We start from the raw sequence: 14,184 nt of genomic DNA on the forward strand, positions 1-14,184 counted from the left end.
CGTCCGGTACGCGTCCGCCCGCCCGCCGCAGGAGTCGCCGTGCTCGCAACCAGCACCCCCAGGACCGCCATCGTCACCGGAGCCGCGCGCGGCATCGGTGCCGCGACCGCGAAGCGGCTCGCCGCCGACGGGCACCGGGTAGCCGTGCTGGACCTCGACGCGGCAAGCTGCGCGGAGACGGTGGCCGCGATCACCGACGCCGGCGGTCAGGCGATCGGTGTCGGGGTGGACGTCGCCGACGCCGACCAGGTGGCGGCCGCGGTCGCCCAGGTTGCCGAGGCGCTCGGCGGCCCGACCATCCTGGTCAACAATGCGGGCATCACCCGCGACAACCTCATCTTCAAGATGACCGAGCAGGACTGGGACTCGGTCATCGGCGTACACCTGCGCGGCTCGTTCCTCATGAGCCGCGCCGTGCAGGCGTACATGACCCAGGAGAAGTTCGGCCGAATCGTCAACCTCTCCTCGACGTCGGCGCAGGGCAACCGGGGCCAGGTCAACTACTCCGCCGCGAAGGCCGGGCTGCAGGGGTTCACCAAGACCCTCGCCATCGAGCTGGGCAAGTTCGGGGTCACTGCCAACGCGGTGGCGCCCGGGTTCATCCAGACCGACATGACCCGCGCCACGGCGGAGCGGCTCGGGGTGTCGTTCGAGGACTTCATCGCCTTCAGCGCCAAGGAGATCCCCGTCCAGCGGGTCGGCCAGCCCGAGGACATCGCGGCGACGATCTCGTTTCTCACCAGCGACGAGGCCGGCTTCATCAGCGGCCAGGTGATCTACGTCGCCGGTGGTCCGATGGACTGACCGGCTCGACCCGGCTCGTCCCTTCGGCCCCGTTTGGCAGCGGACGGTCCCGTTCGGTGCCCTCGCACCGGCACACTTCCTGCGACACGGCCGACGCCATCACAGGGGACTCCGCTGACCGCTCACTCGTACTCACAACCGCTCACCGGTGAGGTGGACCCTCAGGTCCCGCTCACGCAGGTCATGCTGGCCCGCGAGGAGACCCCGGGGCTGCTGGCTCGGGAGCTCTTCCGCCACTGGATCACATCACGCGGCTATCTGGTCGGGGTCGGGATGCTGGTGCTCGCCGCCGGTGCGACGGCGCTGGTCTTTCGATCGCCGTTCACCGCCGCGGTGGCCGTCGCCGTCATCGGGCTCAACCCGGTCCTGCTCTACGTGCGCTGCCTGCGGGCCGCTCGCGCGTACGCACCGCCCGGCTTCACCCTGGGGTTGGGGCTCGGGGCAACCCACCTCGCCGTGCGGCACGCCGTCGCGACGACGGTGACCCCGTATGCCACCTGGCGGTCCGTCGTGCGACGCGGGGACACAGTGGTGCTCGGCACCCGCCGAGGAGGAGTCCTGGCGCTGCCCGCGGAGCTCGTCCTACCCGCCCTGGAGCAGCTGCAGGCCCTCGTCAATGCAGCGGCCGACGAGACACCATCGGTCCCGGCGGCCGGGGACGCACCCCTGCCGTACGCCTACGAGTGCACGCGGTCGACCCGGAGCCGGCTGGCGTGGGCGGCCACGACGCGGCAGCTGCTCACCCCGAGCATGCTGGCGATCGGCGCCGTCGACCTGCTGCTGCTGGTCTCACCGCTCGTCCTGCCCGGGATGCCGTGGTTCTGGGCGGTGCTGCCCATCGGACTGACCCTCGTCGGCGTCGCGGTGGCCTGGTGGAACGCCTGGAGTCGGGAGGGCGTCTGCGCGATGCCCGGCATGGTCGTCAGCGCGGGACTGCGCGACGACGCGTTGGTCCTCGAAGACTCGACCGGCCGGGCCACCATCTCCTACCGGGGGGTGGACCGAATGTATGTCATGAGGCACGCCGTCCTGATCCGGTCCCAGCTGCGCAGCAGCGTCGTCTTCCCGAGGGCCGTCCTGCCCGACGCCGAGCTCCGCCGCGCCCAGAGCGCGGTGGACTGGTACCGGAGCCGCCGATGAGCTCGCCCCGGAAGGACACCGCCCACCGTCGCTCTCCGGAGCCCAGGGTGTGCCGCGCGCCGGGCTCCCCGTTGCGGGCTGGGCAGCATCCCGGTCCGGGGCGGCCGTGCCGCCGCAAGCACCTGTGCGGCGGCGGCTCGACCTGCTGACGGCGGCTCGAGCCTCGGCTAGAGCCCCAGGTCGCGGCCGATGAGCTCCTTCATGATCTCGTTGGAGCCGGCCCAGATCTTGGTCACCCGCGCGTCACGCCAGGCGCGGGCCACGCGGTACTCGTTCATGTAGCCGTAGCCGCCGTAGAGCTGGACGCACTCGTCGAGCACCTCGTTCTGGACCTGCGCGCTCCACCACTTGGCTTTGGCGGCGTCCACGGCCGTCAGCTCGCCGTTGCTGTGCGCGATGACGCAGTCGTCGACGTAGGCCTGGGTGACCTCGACCTTCGTGACCAGCTCGGCCAGCTTGAACTTGTTGTGCTGGAACGTCCCGATCGGCTGGCCGAACGCCTTGCGCTCCCTGGCGTACTCGATGGTCTCCTGGAGGATCTGGGCCGCGTTCGCCGTGTTGGAGACCGCGCCCCCGATCCGCTCCTGCGGGAGCCGCTGCATCATGGCGATGAAGCCCATGCCCTCGTCGCCGAGCCGGTTCGCGTCGGACACCCGGACGTTCTCGAAGAACAGCTCGGCCGTGTCGGACTCGTCCTGCCCGACCTTGTCGAGCTTGCGGCCACGGCTGAAGCCCGGCGTCCCGTCCTCGATGACGAACAGGGTGATGCCCTTGGCGCCCTTGGTGGGGTCGGTCCGCGTGGCGACGATCACCAGGTCGGCGGAGTAGCCGTTGGTGATGAAGGTCTTGCTGCCGTTGACAATCCAGTCGCCGGAGTCGTCACCAGCCCGGACGGCGGTGGTCTTGAGGGCCGCGAGGTCGGAGCCACCCGACGGCTCGGTCATGGCGATCGCGCTGATCAGCTCACCGGAGGCCATGCCCGGCAGCCAGCGCTGCTTCTGCTCGTCGGTGCCGAGGTCCACGATGTACGGCGGGTTGACGTCGGAGTGGATGCCGAAGCAGGACGACACGGCGGCGCTGAAGGCGGCGACCTCCTCGGCCGCGACCGCGTTGAACCGGTAGTCGTCCGATCCCGCGCCGCCGTACTCCTCCGGGATCCCGAACCCGAACAGGCCCTGCTTGCCGGCCGCCTGCCAGATGTCGCGAGCGATCGACTTCTCGCGGACCATCTCCTCGGCGCGGGGCTTCAGGGTCCGTTCGACGAACTCGCGAACGGTCGCCCGGAACGCCTCGTGGTCCTCGTCGTAGATGTGGCGCGGCACGGGGGGCTCCTTCGGTCAGGTGCTTGGGCTGGTGGGGCTCAGTCCGCTACTGGCGGGTAACTAAGCGCTTGCTTAGTGTCGCGAACCTCCGGCATGCTGTCAACGTGACGACGGGTGCCCTCGCCGGGCAAGCCGCCTCCTCCACGGCAGAGCGGTTGCTCGACGCGGCGGCCGGCGCGTTCGCGGACCGGGGCTTCCACGCCACCACCACCCGCGACATCGCCTCCCGCGCCGGGCTCTCCCCCGCCGGCGTCTACGTGCACTTCGACTCCAAGGAGGCGGTCCTGTATGCGCTGAGCCGCCGGGGCCACGAGGCGGCACTGGACCTGGTCCGCGGGTCCGCGACCGGACCGGGGACGCCGACCGAACGGGTTGCCCGGGTCATGTCCAGGTTCGCCACCTGGCATGCGGAGCACTACGAGGTGGCCCGCGTCGTGCAGTACGAGTTCCCCCACCTGCAGCCCGATCACCGCGACGAGGTGCTGACGCTGCGCAAGGACATCGACGAGGCGGTCCGCGAGCTGCTCGAGGAGGGCGTGGCGTCCGGCGAGTTCGAGGTGACCGACGTCCGGGAGACGGCGCTCGCGCTGATGTCGCTGTGCATCGACGTCGCGCGCTGGTACAGCCCGGGCGTCCGCCGCACGCCCGACCGGATCGGACCCACGTACGCGTCGCTGGGCCTGCGGCTCCTCGGCGCTCGCGGCTGACGCGTCGGCGGCGAGCGCCCCGCTGGGCGGATGCAGCCCGGCCCCCACCGTGGCGATCCGGCGGTCGGTCCGGCGGTCAGTCTGCGGTCAGTCCACTGGTCAGTCCCGCGGCCGGTCTTGCGGTCAGTCCGGTGGTCAGTCCGGCGGCCGTCTTGCGGTCAGTCCGGCTGGTCGAGGCCGACGGCGACCGCGGCCAGGTGCTGGTCCGGGTGCCACCGGAACTCCAGGCGCGTGCCGGTCCCCTCGTGCGCGTAGCCCTCGAGCCGGACGGCACTGCGGTGCATCGCCATGCCGAGCCGCCCGAAGTCACCGGAACTCGTGCCGTGGCACAGCACCACGGTGTTGTCCGCGAAGACCACACGGACCACCTGACCGCCCGGCGCCCGACGAATCGCCCGCACCGGCACCCCACGCTGGACCAGCAGGTGGAGCCGCGCGTAGAGGAGCGTCTCGGCGCTGCGGGAGTGCTCGGCCCACACCCGCTCGAGGGCTTCGTGCAGCGAGCCGTCCATGGTGGCGGGCCCGTCGACTCCGTCGACCGGCCCGACGTGGTCGATAGAGTCGATGGAGTCGATGCGGTCGACCTTGCCCGTTGTCGGTGGTCGCCTCGGCGATGGGTCCGTCCGATGCTCAGCGGTGAGGTCGTCACGACGTGACGTCCGCTCCGGCGGCTCGGGTGTGCGACGGCGCCAGCGGATGGCCGCCGCTGCCGCGACGACCAGGGTGAGCAGAACCCACCGCCCGTCCACCTGACAAGTGTGCGCCACGACGCCGACAACGTCAGCATCGTTTCGGAATCCGTGACCAGGCCCACCCCTGCTGCTCGCGACACCCAGCCGCGACACCATGGCCGGCGCCGCCGACAACGTCGGCGGGTCCGCTGGTCGGCGACTCGCTGCGCGGCCCGTTCGAGGCTGTCTTCGTGCTGGCGGCCCGGGTGGTCCGGCCGATCCGCTTCGTCCGCCGCCCAGCGCCGCCCAGCGCCGGCTGGCGCGACCGGGAGCGCCCGGGAGCGCCCGGGAGCGCCCGGGAGTACCCGAGCTGCTGCGGTCGCGGTCCGAGCTCAGTCGCGGGTCAGCTTGCGGTAGGTCACCCGGTGCGGCCGGGCCGCGTCGGCGCCGAGACGTTCCACCTTGTTGGCCTCGTAGGCCTCGTAGTTCCCCTCGAACCAGTACCAGTTCGACGGGTCCTCCTCCGTGCCCTCGTAGGCCAGGATGTGGGTCGCCACGCGGTCGAGGAACCACCGGTCGTGGCTGATCACCACGGCGCAGCCCGGGAACTCCAGCAGCGCGTTCTCCAGGGAGCCGAGCGTCTCGACGTCGAGGTCGTTGGTCGGCTCGTCGAGCAACAGCAGGTTGCCGCCCTGCTTCAGCGTCAGCGCGAGGTTCAGCCGGTTCCGCTCTCCGCCGGAGAGGACGCCGGTCATCTTCTGCTGGTCCGGGCCCTTGAAGCCGAACTGCGAGACGTAGGCCCGCGACGGGATCTCGACGTTGCCCACCTTGAGGAAGTCGAGGCCGTCGGAGACGGTCTCCCAGAGGTTCTTCTTGGGGTCGAGCCCAGACCGTGCCTGGTCGACGTAGGAGACCTTCACCGTCTCGCCGACCCGCACGGCGCCGTCGTCCGGCTCCTCGAATCCCACGATCGTCTTGAACAGCGTCGTCTTGCCGACTCCGTTCGGGCCGATGACCCCGACGATTCCGTTGCGCGGCAACGAGAAGGACAGGTTGTCGATGAGCACGCGCTCGCCGAAGCCCTTCTTGAGGTCCTTGACCTCGATGACCGTCGAGCCCAACCGCGGACCCGGTGGGATCTGGATCTCCTCGAAGTCCAGCTTCCGGGTCCGGTCGGCCTCCGCCGCCATCTCCTCGTAGCGCTGGAGCCGGGCCTTGGACTTGGTCTGCCGGCCCTTGGCGCTGGAGCGGACCCACTCGAGCTCGTCCCGGAGGCGCTTGGCCAGCTTGGCGTCCTTCTTGCCCTGGACCTGGAGGCGAGCGGCCTTCTTCTCCAGGTAGGTCGAGTAGTTGCCCTCGTAGGGGTAGAGCCGACCCCGGTCGACCTCCGCGATCCACTGGGCGACGTTGTCGAGGAAGTACCGGTCGTGCGTCACGGCCAGGACTGCTCCGGCATACCCCGCCAGGTGCTGCTCGAGCCACTGCACCGACTCGGCGTCGAGGTGGTTGGTCGGCTCGTCGAGCAGGAGTAGATCCGGCTTCTGCAAGAGCAGCTTGCACAGCGCCACCCGACGACGCTCCCCACCGGAGAGTACGGTCACGTCGGCGTCCGGCGGCGGGCAGCGCAGAGCGTCCATGGCCTGCTCGAGCTGGGCGTCGAGATCCCACGCGTCTGCGTGGTCGATCTCCTCCTGGAGCTGGCCCATCTCCTTGAGCAGCGAGTCGTAGTCGGCGTCCGGCTCGCCCATCTCGAGCGAGATCTGGTTGTAGCGGTCGAGCTTCGCCTTGATCTCCCCGGCGCCCTCTTCGACGTTGCCGAGGACGGTCTTCTCCTCGTTGAGCGGTGGTTCCTGGAGCAGGATCCCGACGGTGGCCCCGGGGGCGATCCGGGCCTCGCCGTTGGACGGCTGGTCCATTCCGGCCATGATCTTGAGGATCGTCGACTTGCCCGCGCCATTCGGCCCGACCACGCCGATCTTCGCTCCGGGGAAGAACGACATCGTGACGTCGTCGAGGATGACCTTCTCGCCGACCGCCTTGCGAGCCTTGGTCATGGTGTAGATGAACTCGGGCATACCGGCAGGCTATCCAGGCGACCAGGGCCGCTCCCAATCGGCGTCGAGCCATCGTCCCCGCACCCCGTCCCCGCTCAGCGCTCCCCGACCGCTTGGGCCTCGCTCAGCCGCCGTTCACGACGACGTAGTCGTCGGTGTCGGCGTCCTCCACCCGCCGACCGAACCCGCTCTGGCCGAACCCGCTCTGGCCGAACCCGCTCTGGCCGAAGCCGCCCTGCACGACCACGCCCTCGTCGGTGGAGTCCTCCTCGACTCCCCGCATACCGGACTCGTCCGACCCGTCCGACCCGTCCGACCCGTCCGACTCGTCCGACTCGTCCGACTCGTCCGCCCCCGCGGCCTCTCCGTGGAACGTGTCCTGGATCGCCGGGTCAGCCAGCCGGTCGTTGGTGTCGAGCTGGACCCGTGGCGGGCGGCTGAACTCGACCTGGCCGCGAGTGAGGTCGTGACCGATCGTGAAGGCGTCGATCTCGGCGCTGGTTCGTGGCTCACCCTTCTCCGTCTCCCACTGGTTGACGCGCAGGCGCCCGTAGACGACGACCGGGTGCCCCTTCTTCACGCTGGTCATCACGTTGGCCGCGAGCGCGTTGAACGCCACGACGTTGAGGAAGTTGGTGCTCCCGTCGACGAAGGCCCGCTTCTCGGCGTCCCACCGCCGGGTGGTCGACGCGATGCGCAGGCTCGCGAACGGCCGTCCCACCTTCGTCGGCCGGCTGATCGGGTCGCTGACGACGTTGCCCACGACGGTCACGAAGCTCTCGTTCATGTGTTGTTCCTCCACCCGGTTCCCATGTGCGCGGTGCCCTTCAGCACCGCCGGAACCGAGCATCCGACCGAGCCACCGCGCCCGCCAGACCTCTGCCCGCCGCTGTGGACGAAGGGACCAAACGCGCACGCCATGTGGACAACAACACGGCCAACCGCCCCGAGGGCCGCCTTCACCGTCAGGTCAGACGCGCGGTGTCCAGGCTCTCGCGGGTCTCGCGGTGTCGGTCCAGCACATCCCGGACCGGGACGACGAGCTGGTCGGTCGCCACGTCCGCGATCGCGGTCCGCAGCCGGCTGCCGACGAGCTCCCGCCGACGGCGTGCGCCGACCCGGGCGAGCACCCGCGCCAGCCATGCGCCGAGCCAGCCGAGCACGAGCCCGCCCACCAACAGCAGCGTCGGCAGCGGGAACGGCCCGATCTTCGGGGTGTCGATCTCGGGCAGCTTGAGCCAGCCGAACACACCGAGCACGACCAGCCAGACCAGCCCGACGACGGCGGCCAGGCCGAGGACCCACTGCAACCAGCCCATCAGCCGCCACCACATCGGCGGGTTGCCCCGCAGCGGCGTCGTGACGACGACGCGGTCCAGGCGCTCGTAGAGACGGTCGTCGGTCGGCGCTGCGGCGTCCGACACGGCCTCGGCCCAGAGCACCGGAAGTCCGTCCGCCGCCCGCTCGGTGAGCGAGAGGGCGGCCAGCTTGACCGCTGAGCGGGCCGATGCCGTGGGCGCCGGGATCGAGGACCGCCCGACGATCTCTCGCACGTCGAGCGGGTCGACCTGCTCGAGCACCTGGGAGGGCACCCGGTCCAGCCGCAGCCGGCGCAACGGGTCGGGACGCAGCTTGCGACCCCACCGCGTGAAGATCCACCCGGTGCGTCCGAGCGCCTCACGGCGGTAGTCCTCGTCGACCGCACCGAGCACCACGGGCACCCCCGACGCGCGTGACAAGGCGTCGATGAGCCGGTCGTCGGCGGCGGCATCCAGCGACGCCTCACGCTCGGCCACCCCTCGGCGCAGCCGCCCGGCGACCGCCGTGATGTCCGCCGAGAGCCGCTGCCGTGCCGCCTCGTGCCCGGCGACGGCGTTGGCCAGCCGCTGCCGCAGCTCGGGAATGTTCTCCCCGGTGAGAACGGAGGTCGTGAGGACCTGGACGCCGTCGACCCCGTCCAGCTTCAACAACCGGACGAGGTCCTCTCGACAGGTCTCGACAGCGCTCTCCGAGAGCAGCCGGTCGACCTGGTTGAGGACGACGAGCATGACCGCCGAGTGCCCGCTCAGCTGCTTCACGTACTCGTCGTGGAGCAGCGCGTCCCCATACTTCTGCGGGTCGGTCACCCAGACGAACACGTCGCAGAGCGCCAGCACGCGCTCGGCCTCCGCCCGGTGAGACCTCTCCCGGGAGTCGAAGTCGGGCAGGTCGAGCAGTACCAGGCCGTCGAGTGACCCGGCCGGCTCACCGGCCTGCTCACCGGACGGGGCCGACACCCCGTGCCGAGCGGGGACCCCGAGCCAGTCGAGCAGTGGTCCGGCCGGGTCGTCCCCCCAGACCGCCGCCGACGGTGTCGAGGTGGTCGGACGGGTGGCCCCGATCCGAGCGAGCTCCTGGCCGGCGAGCGCGTTGAAGAGCGAGGACTTGCCGCTCCCCGTCGCCCCGGCCAGTGCGATGACGGTGTGGTCTCCCGCGAGGGCGTTGCGCTGCCCCACCTTGGCGATGATCTGGCGGGCGGCGGCGACGTCGTCGGCGTCCAGCTGGTCGCCGCCCGCGACCAGAGCAACGTCGAGCGCCTCGGCCTGGGCGCGGACGATCTCCTGAGTGGCCACGGCGATCTTGGCCCGGCCCTTGAGCAGGGGGCTCACCGCGACGCCCTCACAGCGGCCGCGGCGGCGCCCAGGGTGCGCGCCTGGTCGGCCCTCAGGTCGACCTGGTCCAGGACTGCCGTGAACCGTTCGCGCTCCTGCGCGAAGGCGGCCTCGGCCCGGTCCAGCAGCGCCTCATGGGCCTTGGCGGCCATCGACCGCACGGCCTGGTCACCGAAGATCGCCTCGAGCAGCTTCTGGCCGAGCACCGCGGTGCCTCCGGCGATGCCGACCTCCGCGCCGGTGAGCCCTCCGGTGTAGGCGAAGGTGACGAGCATGAGCACGGTCCCGACGGCGTTGACCCCGTATGCGGTGACCTTCGCCGTGGTGCGCCGGTCCTTGCCCTCGCTGCGGACGAGGTCGAGCACGTCGCCCTGCCAGTCGTGGACGAGCGAGGAGACGGCTCGGTCGAACTCCGCCGAGGCGCGGGTGAGGTCGGGGTGCGCCTGGAGCAGGGCGGACCCGCCGGCCAGGGAACGCCAGGACCGGGACGTCGTCGTCGCCGCGCCCTGCCCCTCCGCTCGGATCAGCTCGGCGACGCCGCTGTGCAGCGCCTCGTCGAGGTGGGCGGACGGCACCGGCTCGCCCTTGAACCCAGCCACGATCCGGTCGCGGACCCGGGAGACCGTGGTCTCGACCTGACGGAAGAACTCGCCCGTCCCGACGAACTCCTGCCACCGCGCCAGGACCTCGCCACGCAGGAGGGATCCGTCGCTCATCCCGAGCTCGACGCCGGAGGTGGCCGACGCATACGACGTCAGTGCCGCCTTCTCGAGGGCCTTTCGCGCGCTGACCTGGGCCGCGGACGCGTCGACGAGCGACTGGATGCGGGGGTCGAGCGAGTCGAGGGCGCCGGTCAGCGTCTGGCGGACGACGAGAGCGCGGGCCCGCGCGTCCTTGGCCAGCGCCGAGAGCCACGAGGACAGCCGGGCCACCTCGTCGTGCGGCAGCATGCCGTCGTCCTCGAGCGGCGACTCCGCCACCGTGAAGATGGGTGCGGCGCCGAGGCCCTGCTCCTTGAGCATCGAGCCGAGGTGCTCCCGGATGACGGGGATCGAGCCCTTGGGGACCCGGTTGAGCACGACGGCCACCGAGGTCCCGCGTTCCGACGCCTGGCGGAGCAGCTCCCAGGGCACCGCGTCCGCATACCGGGCCGCCGTCGTGACGAAGAGCCACAGATCCGCCGCTCCGAGCAGCTGGCGGGCCAGCTCACGGTTCCCGAGGACGACGGAGTCGATGTCGGGCGCGTCGAGGAGGGCGAGCCCCGCCGGCAGGGTCGAGGAGGTGACCAGCTGCATGGTCGCCTGGCCCTCGACCGCGTTGCCGCCGGTGGCCCGGGCGAGGTCCGGGAGGATCCGCGTCGGGGTGAACCAGCGCTCGTCGTCGGGGTGGTGCACCAGGACCGGCGACCGGGTCGTCGGGCGGAGCACGCCCGGTGCGCTGACCACCGCCCCCACGAGGGAGTTGACCAGCGTCGACTTGCCCGCACCGGTCGATCCCCCGACCACGGCCAGGAGGGGCGCGTCGAGCGAGGCGAGGCGCGGCAGGATGTAGTCGTCGAGCTGGCGCAGCAGCTCGGTACGGCGCTGCTCGGCCGCGCGGACGCCGGGGAGGTCGAGGGGCAGACTGGTCGTCCCGACCTCGTCGCGCAACGACGTCACGGCCGGCAGGAGGTCCTGCGTCTCCGGCGCGGCGGTCAGGGTCACGCCCGAATCCTCTCCTGTGACGCGCTCGCCTCCAAATGGGCGGCTCGGCGCGTCATCACACGTCATCAGGCGACATCGGACGCATTTGTCGCTCGGCGTTCCCCCGGTCGGTGCCCCCGGCAGGACTCGAACCTGCAACCTGCGGATTAGAAGGCCGCTGCACTATCCGTTGTGCTACGAGGGCCGTGGGCGTGAGCCCGGCGGTCGACCGCCCGGTCACGCACCGAGTCTAGGTACGGCTCAGTATGCGAGGTTCCCGACGAACGCTCTTCGGTGCGCGACGATCGACTCGAGGAGAGTCCGCTCGCGAGCGGCGGCGTCGCGTTCCGCGCTCCCCCGCACCATCCGGGCCCGCAGGAGAGCGAGATCACTGGCCCCGTCCTGGAACGCCCGCATCGACGCCACCGCGGCCCTGCCGCCCTGCTGGTTGGCCCAGATCCGGGCCTGCCGCCGGGCCGGCAGCGACGAGAGCATCGCGACCTCTTGGTGGCTGAGCCATCCGGCGTCGGCGTACTGGCTGAGGTAGGTCCGGATCAACCGGCCCTCGCGGTACCGAAGCCCGATGACGAGGGCGACGAAGGACAGGAACAGCGGAACCTGGAAGAGGACGTATGCCCCGATCAGGTGTCCGGTCGCCGCGGACAGGTTCCAGATGCCGTGGAGGAGTGCCGCCAGGAGGAAGCCGCCGAGGGCGACCAGGACCCGGCTCCACGCGCTACGCATCACTGCGACGGCCAGTCCGAGCCCGATCCCGGTGAACGCGGTGAACAGCGGGTGCGCGAACGGTCCCATGATGCAGCGCAGGATGAACAGCTCGGTCAGCCCCTGCTGGCCGTACTCCACGAACTCGCGGCCCAGATAGATGATGTTCTCGCTGAAGGCGAACCCGGCGCCCACCAGGCCCGCATACACGATGCCGTCGACGACCCCGTCGAACTCGCGCCGCCGCAGCAGCACGATGAGCAGCACCCCCAAGCCCTTGAGCCCCTCCTCGACGAACGGGGCGCCGAAGACCGCTGTCTCGACGTCGGGGTCCTCGGCACCGGCCAGGCGCATGGCGATCGCGATGCCGGTGTTGAGGAACAGCGCCCCGGCGGGCGCACAGACCGCACCCCAGGCGAAGGCCAGGATGAGCATCCGGGTGGGCTCGGCCTCGTAGCGATCGAGCCAGAGGAACGTCGGCACCACGACCAGCAGCGGCAGTGCGGCGAACAGTGCGGCCAGCAGCGTGACCTGGACGCCGAGCCCGGTCTCGAACTCGACCGCGAGCACCGCTGCGCTGAGGAGGAACCCCGTGGCGACGAGGCCGACGACGATCACCGTACGGAGCCGTGGCCGCGCGGTGCGGTTCGGCGCCGGCGCATAGCCCGGGAAGGCGGGCCCTGGGGTCGACCCACCCCCGCCGGACGGGGTCGGAGCGCCGAACGACATGCACGGCAGGCTATTGCAGTCGCCGCCCGCGGTCGGCCTGGGGATTGTCCGACCTCGGCATCGGTTCGCGGCTTAGGGTGAGGCCCGTGACGAGCCCTGCAGGATCGACGAACCGGTCGACTGGCGATCGGATCGTGTGGATCGACTGTGAGATGACCGGGCTCTCCCTCACCGACGACGCGCTCATCGAGGTCGCGGCGCTGGTCACCGACTTCGAGCTCAACCAGCTCGGCGACGGCATCGACGTCGTCATCAAGCCCCCGGCGGCGGCCATCGAGCAGATGGACCCGTTCGTCCGGGACATGCACACCAAGTCCGGGCTGCTCGTCGAGCTCGACTCCGGGACCACCATGGAGCTGGCGCAGGAGCAGGTCCTGGCCTACATCCGGGAGTGGGCGCCGGAGCCGCGCAAGGCTCCGCTCGGCGGCAACACTGTGGCCACCGACCGGGGGTTCCTCACTCGGGACATGCCCGAGCTCGAGGCCTGGCTGCACTACCGGATCATCGACGTCAGCTCGATCAAGGAGCTGTCGCGCCGGTGGTACCCGCGGGTCTACTTCAACGCCCCCGCCAAGTCCGGCGGGCACCGGGCGCTGGCCGACATCCGGGAGTCGATCGCCGAGCTGCGCTACTACCGCGAGGCCGTGTTCGTGACGCCGCCCGGGCCGGACAGCGTGACCGCGCGCTCGCTCGCGTCGCGGCACGTCATCGGCGCGGCCGACGAGGAGACCGCGACCCACTGACGACCGGTGGCCTGCACGCCGAGCGTGCAGGCCACATCGGGGTGAGTGACGGGACTTGAACCCGCGGCCCCCTGGACCACAACCAGGTGCTCTACCAGCTGAGCTACACCCACCATGCGCAGCACCGTCTCCGGCGCAGCGGCGCACCATGCTACCCGAGCCGTGGCGGTGCCCCGGACCACCGCGGGGATGGGTGACAATGCACGGCATGTATGCGGGGAAGGAGCGGCGCAACCGCACCGTGGCCCTCGTTCTCACGGTGGTCCTCGTGGCCGGCGTGGTCCTCGCGCTGCTCGCGACGGTGCTGCAGGCCGGCCCGGCCCGAGCGCTTCCGGCTCACGCCTCCCTGGTCTCGATCGCTCCCGCCGACGGCGCGCAGCTGTCGACCGGCCCCACGCAGATCCAGCTCACCTTCGACGACACCATCGCGCCCCAGTTCGCCAGGGTGCGGCTCACCCGTGACGACGTGGTCGTCGAAACGGCTCCCCCGACCGTGGCCGGCACCGTCGTCACCGCCGCCGTCAGCGAGAGGTCCGGACCCGGCGCATACCGGATCGCCTGGCAGGTCGTGAGCGACGACGGGCACCCGGTGTCCGGCGAGGCGTCGTTCACCGTGACCGGTGCTGCCGCCGCCGGCTCGACGCCAAGGGTCACACCGACCTACAAGACGCCGCAGACGCAGCCCACGACGTTCGGCCACCCGGACCACCTCCCCGGTCTCATCGTGGCCGGGGTCCTGCTGCTCGGTGGGATCGCGCTGCTCGTCTACGAGCACCGCCGTCGCGCCCACCTGACCGCCCCGGATGGGACGCCGAAACCGGACCCCCAGGACCGGCAACGGATTTCATGAGGGCCGCGCTCCTGGTGTAGCCTCGACCCTCGCTGCGCCGCTAGCTCAATGGCAGAGCAAGTGACTCTTAATCACTGGGTTCGGGGTTCGAATCCCTGGCGGCGCACC

General features: G+C 71.0%; 12 protein-coding genes and 3 tRNA genes. 6 read left to right on the forward strand and 9 right to left on the reverse strand.

Annotated elements, in window-relative coordinates:
• Positions 1 to 39 precede the first annotated feature (39 nt).
• Both fabG and VIG79_RS12355 read left to right on the forward strand, forming a co-directional pair.
• Entirely contained in the window at positions 40 to 804 is a 765-nt protein-coding gene (gene fabG, locus VIG79_RS12350; RefSeq protein WP_331886035.1) for a 3-oxoacyl-ACP reductase FabG, read from the forward strand.
• Positions 805 to 957: 153 nt separating this feature from the next.
• On the forward strand, positions 958 to 1,944 hold the full coding sequence (locus VIG79_RS12355; protein WP_331886013.1) for a hypothetical protein: 987 nt from the start codon (positions 958 to 960) through the stop codon (positions 1,942 to 1,944).
• A 167-nt stretch (positions 1,945 to 2,111) separates the two neighbouring features.
• Here the strand turns inward: VIG79_RS12355 and VIG79_RS12360 are convergent, their stop codons facing one another.
• Complete coding sequence (locus tag VIG79_RS12360) at positions 2,112 to 3,266, reverse strand: acyl-CoA dehydrogenase family protein (RefSeq protein ID WP_331886015.1); 1,155 nt, start codon at positions 3,264 to 3,266, stop codon at positions 2,112 to 2,114.
• A 104-nt stretch (positions 3,267 to 3,370) separates the two neighbouring features.
• On the opposite strand from VIG79_RS12360, the gene VIG79_RS12365 reads away from it, so the two are divergent.
• Positions 3,371 to 3,973, forward strand: a complete 603-nt coding sequence (locus VIG79_RS12365) for a TetR/AcrR family transcriptional regulator (RefSeq protein WP_331886017.1) — start codon at positions 3,371 to 3,373, stop codon at positions 3,971 to 3,973.
• Between the two features lie 158 nt (positions 3,974 to 4,131).
• On the opposite strand, the gene VIG79_RS12370 is transcribed toward VIG79_RS12365, so the two are convergent.
• The 7 genes from VIG79_RS12370 to VIG79_RS12400 all read right to left on the reverse strand — a co-directional run bounded on the left by VIG79_RS12370 (position 4,132) and on the right by VIG79_RS12400 (position 12,483).
• The gene (locus tag VIG79_RS12370; protein WP_331886019.1) at positions 4,132 to 4,722 is read right to left on the reverse strand and encodes a hypothetical protein; all 591 of its coding nucleotides are present in this window, start codon (positions 4,720 to 4,722) and stop codon (positions 4,132 to 4,134) included.
• Between the two features lie 314 nt (positions 4,723 to 5,036).
• Positions 5,037 to 6,719: an energy-dependent translational throttle protein EttA gene (gene ettA / locus VIG79_RS12375; RefSeq protein ID WP_331886021.1), complete on the reverse strand. Its 1,683-nt coding sequence runs from the start codon at positions 6,717 to 6,719 to the stop codon at positions 5,037 to 5,039.
• A gap of 103 nt (positions 6,720 to 6,822) precedes the next feature.
• Entirely contained in the window at positions 6,823 to 7,485 is a 663-nt protein-coding gene (locus tag VIG79_RS12380; protein WP_331886023.1) for a single-stranded DNA-binding protein, read from the reverse strand.
• Between the two features lie 178 nt (positions 7,486 to 7,663).
• Positions 7,664 to 9,346 (reverse strand): GTPase, encoded by a 1,683-nt coding sequence (locus VIG79_RS12385; RefSeq protein WP_331886025.1) that lies wholly within the window; start codon positions 9,344 to 9,346, stop codon positions 7,664 to 7,666.
• Positions 9,343 to 11,052, reverse strand: a complete 1,710-nt coding sequence (locus VIG79_RS12390; RefSeq protein ID WP_331886027.1) for a dynamin family protein — start codon at positions 11,050 to 11,052, stop codon at positions 9,343 to 9,345. Before VIG79_RS12390 ends, VIG79_RS12385 begins: the two co-directional genes overlap by 4 nt.
• A 111-nt stretch (positions 11,053 to 11,163) precedes the next feature.
• Positions 11,164 to 11,236, reverse strand: a tRNA-Arg gene (locus VIG79_RS12395).
• A gap of 56 nt (positions 11,237 to 11,292) precedes the next feature.
• Positions 11,293 to 12,483, reverse strand: a complete 1,191-nt coding sequence (locus VIG79_RS12400; RefSeq protein WP_331886029.1) for a PrsW family intramembrane metalloprotease — start codon at positions 12,481 to 12,483, stop codon at positions 11,293 to 11,295.
• 86 nt (positions 12,484 to 12,569) lie between these two features.
• Here VIG79_RS12400 and orn point away from each other — a divergent pair, with 86 nt between their 5' ends.
• Entirely contained in the window at positions 12,570 to 13,226 is a 657-nt protein-coding gene (gene orn, locus VIG79_RS12405; protein ID WP_331886031.1) for an oligoribonuclease, read from the forward strand.
• Between the two features lie 40 nt (positions 13,227 to 13,266).
• Here orn and VIG79_RS12410 read toward each other — a convergent pair.
• Positions 13,267 to 13,339 (reverse strand) — tRNA-His (locus VIG79_RS12410).
• 95 nt (positions 13,340 to 13,434) lie between these two features.
• Here VIG79_RS12410 and VIG79_RS12415 point away from each other — a divergent pair.
• Together VIG79_RS12415 and VIG79_RS12420 are read left to right on the forward strand one after the other, a co-directional pair.
• A complete protein-coding gene (locus tag VIG79_RS12415) occupies positions 13,435 to 14,076 on the forward strand; it encodes a copper resistance CopC family protein (RefSeq protein ID WP_331886033.1) in 642 nt (213 codons plus the stop codon).
• A gap of 34 nt (positions 14,077 to 14,110) precedes the next feature.
• A tRNA-Lys gene (locus VIG79_RS12420) sits at positions 14,111 to 14,182 on the forward strand.
• Positions 14,183 to 14,184 lie beyond the last annotated feature (2 nt).

It is taken from the genome of Lapillicoccus sp., from assembly GCF_036559105.1.
Taxonomy (GTDB): Bacteria; Actinomycetota; Actinomycetes; order Actinomycetales; family Dermatophilaceae; genus Lapillicoccus.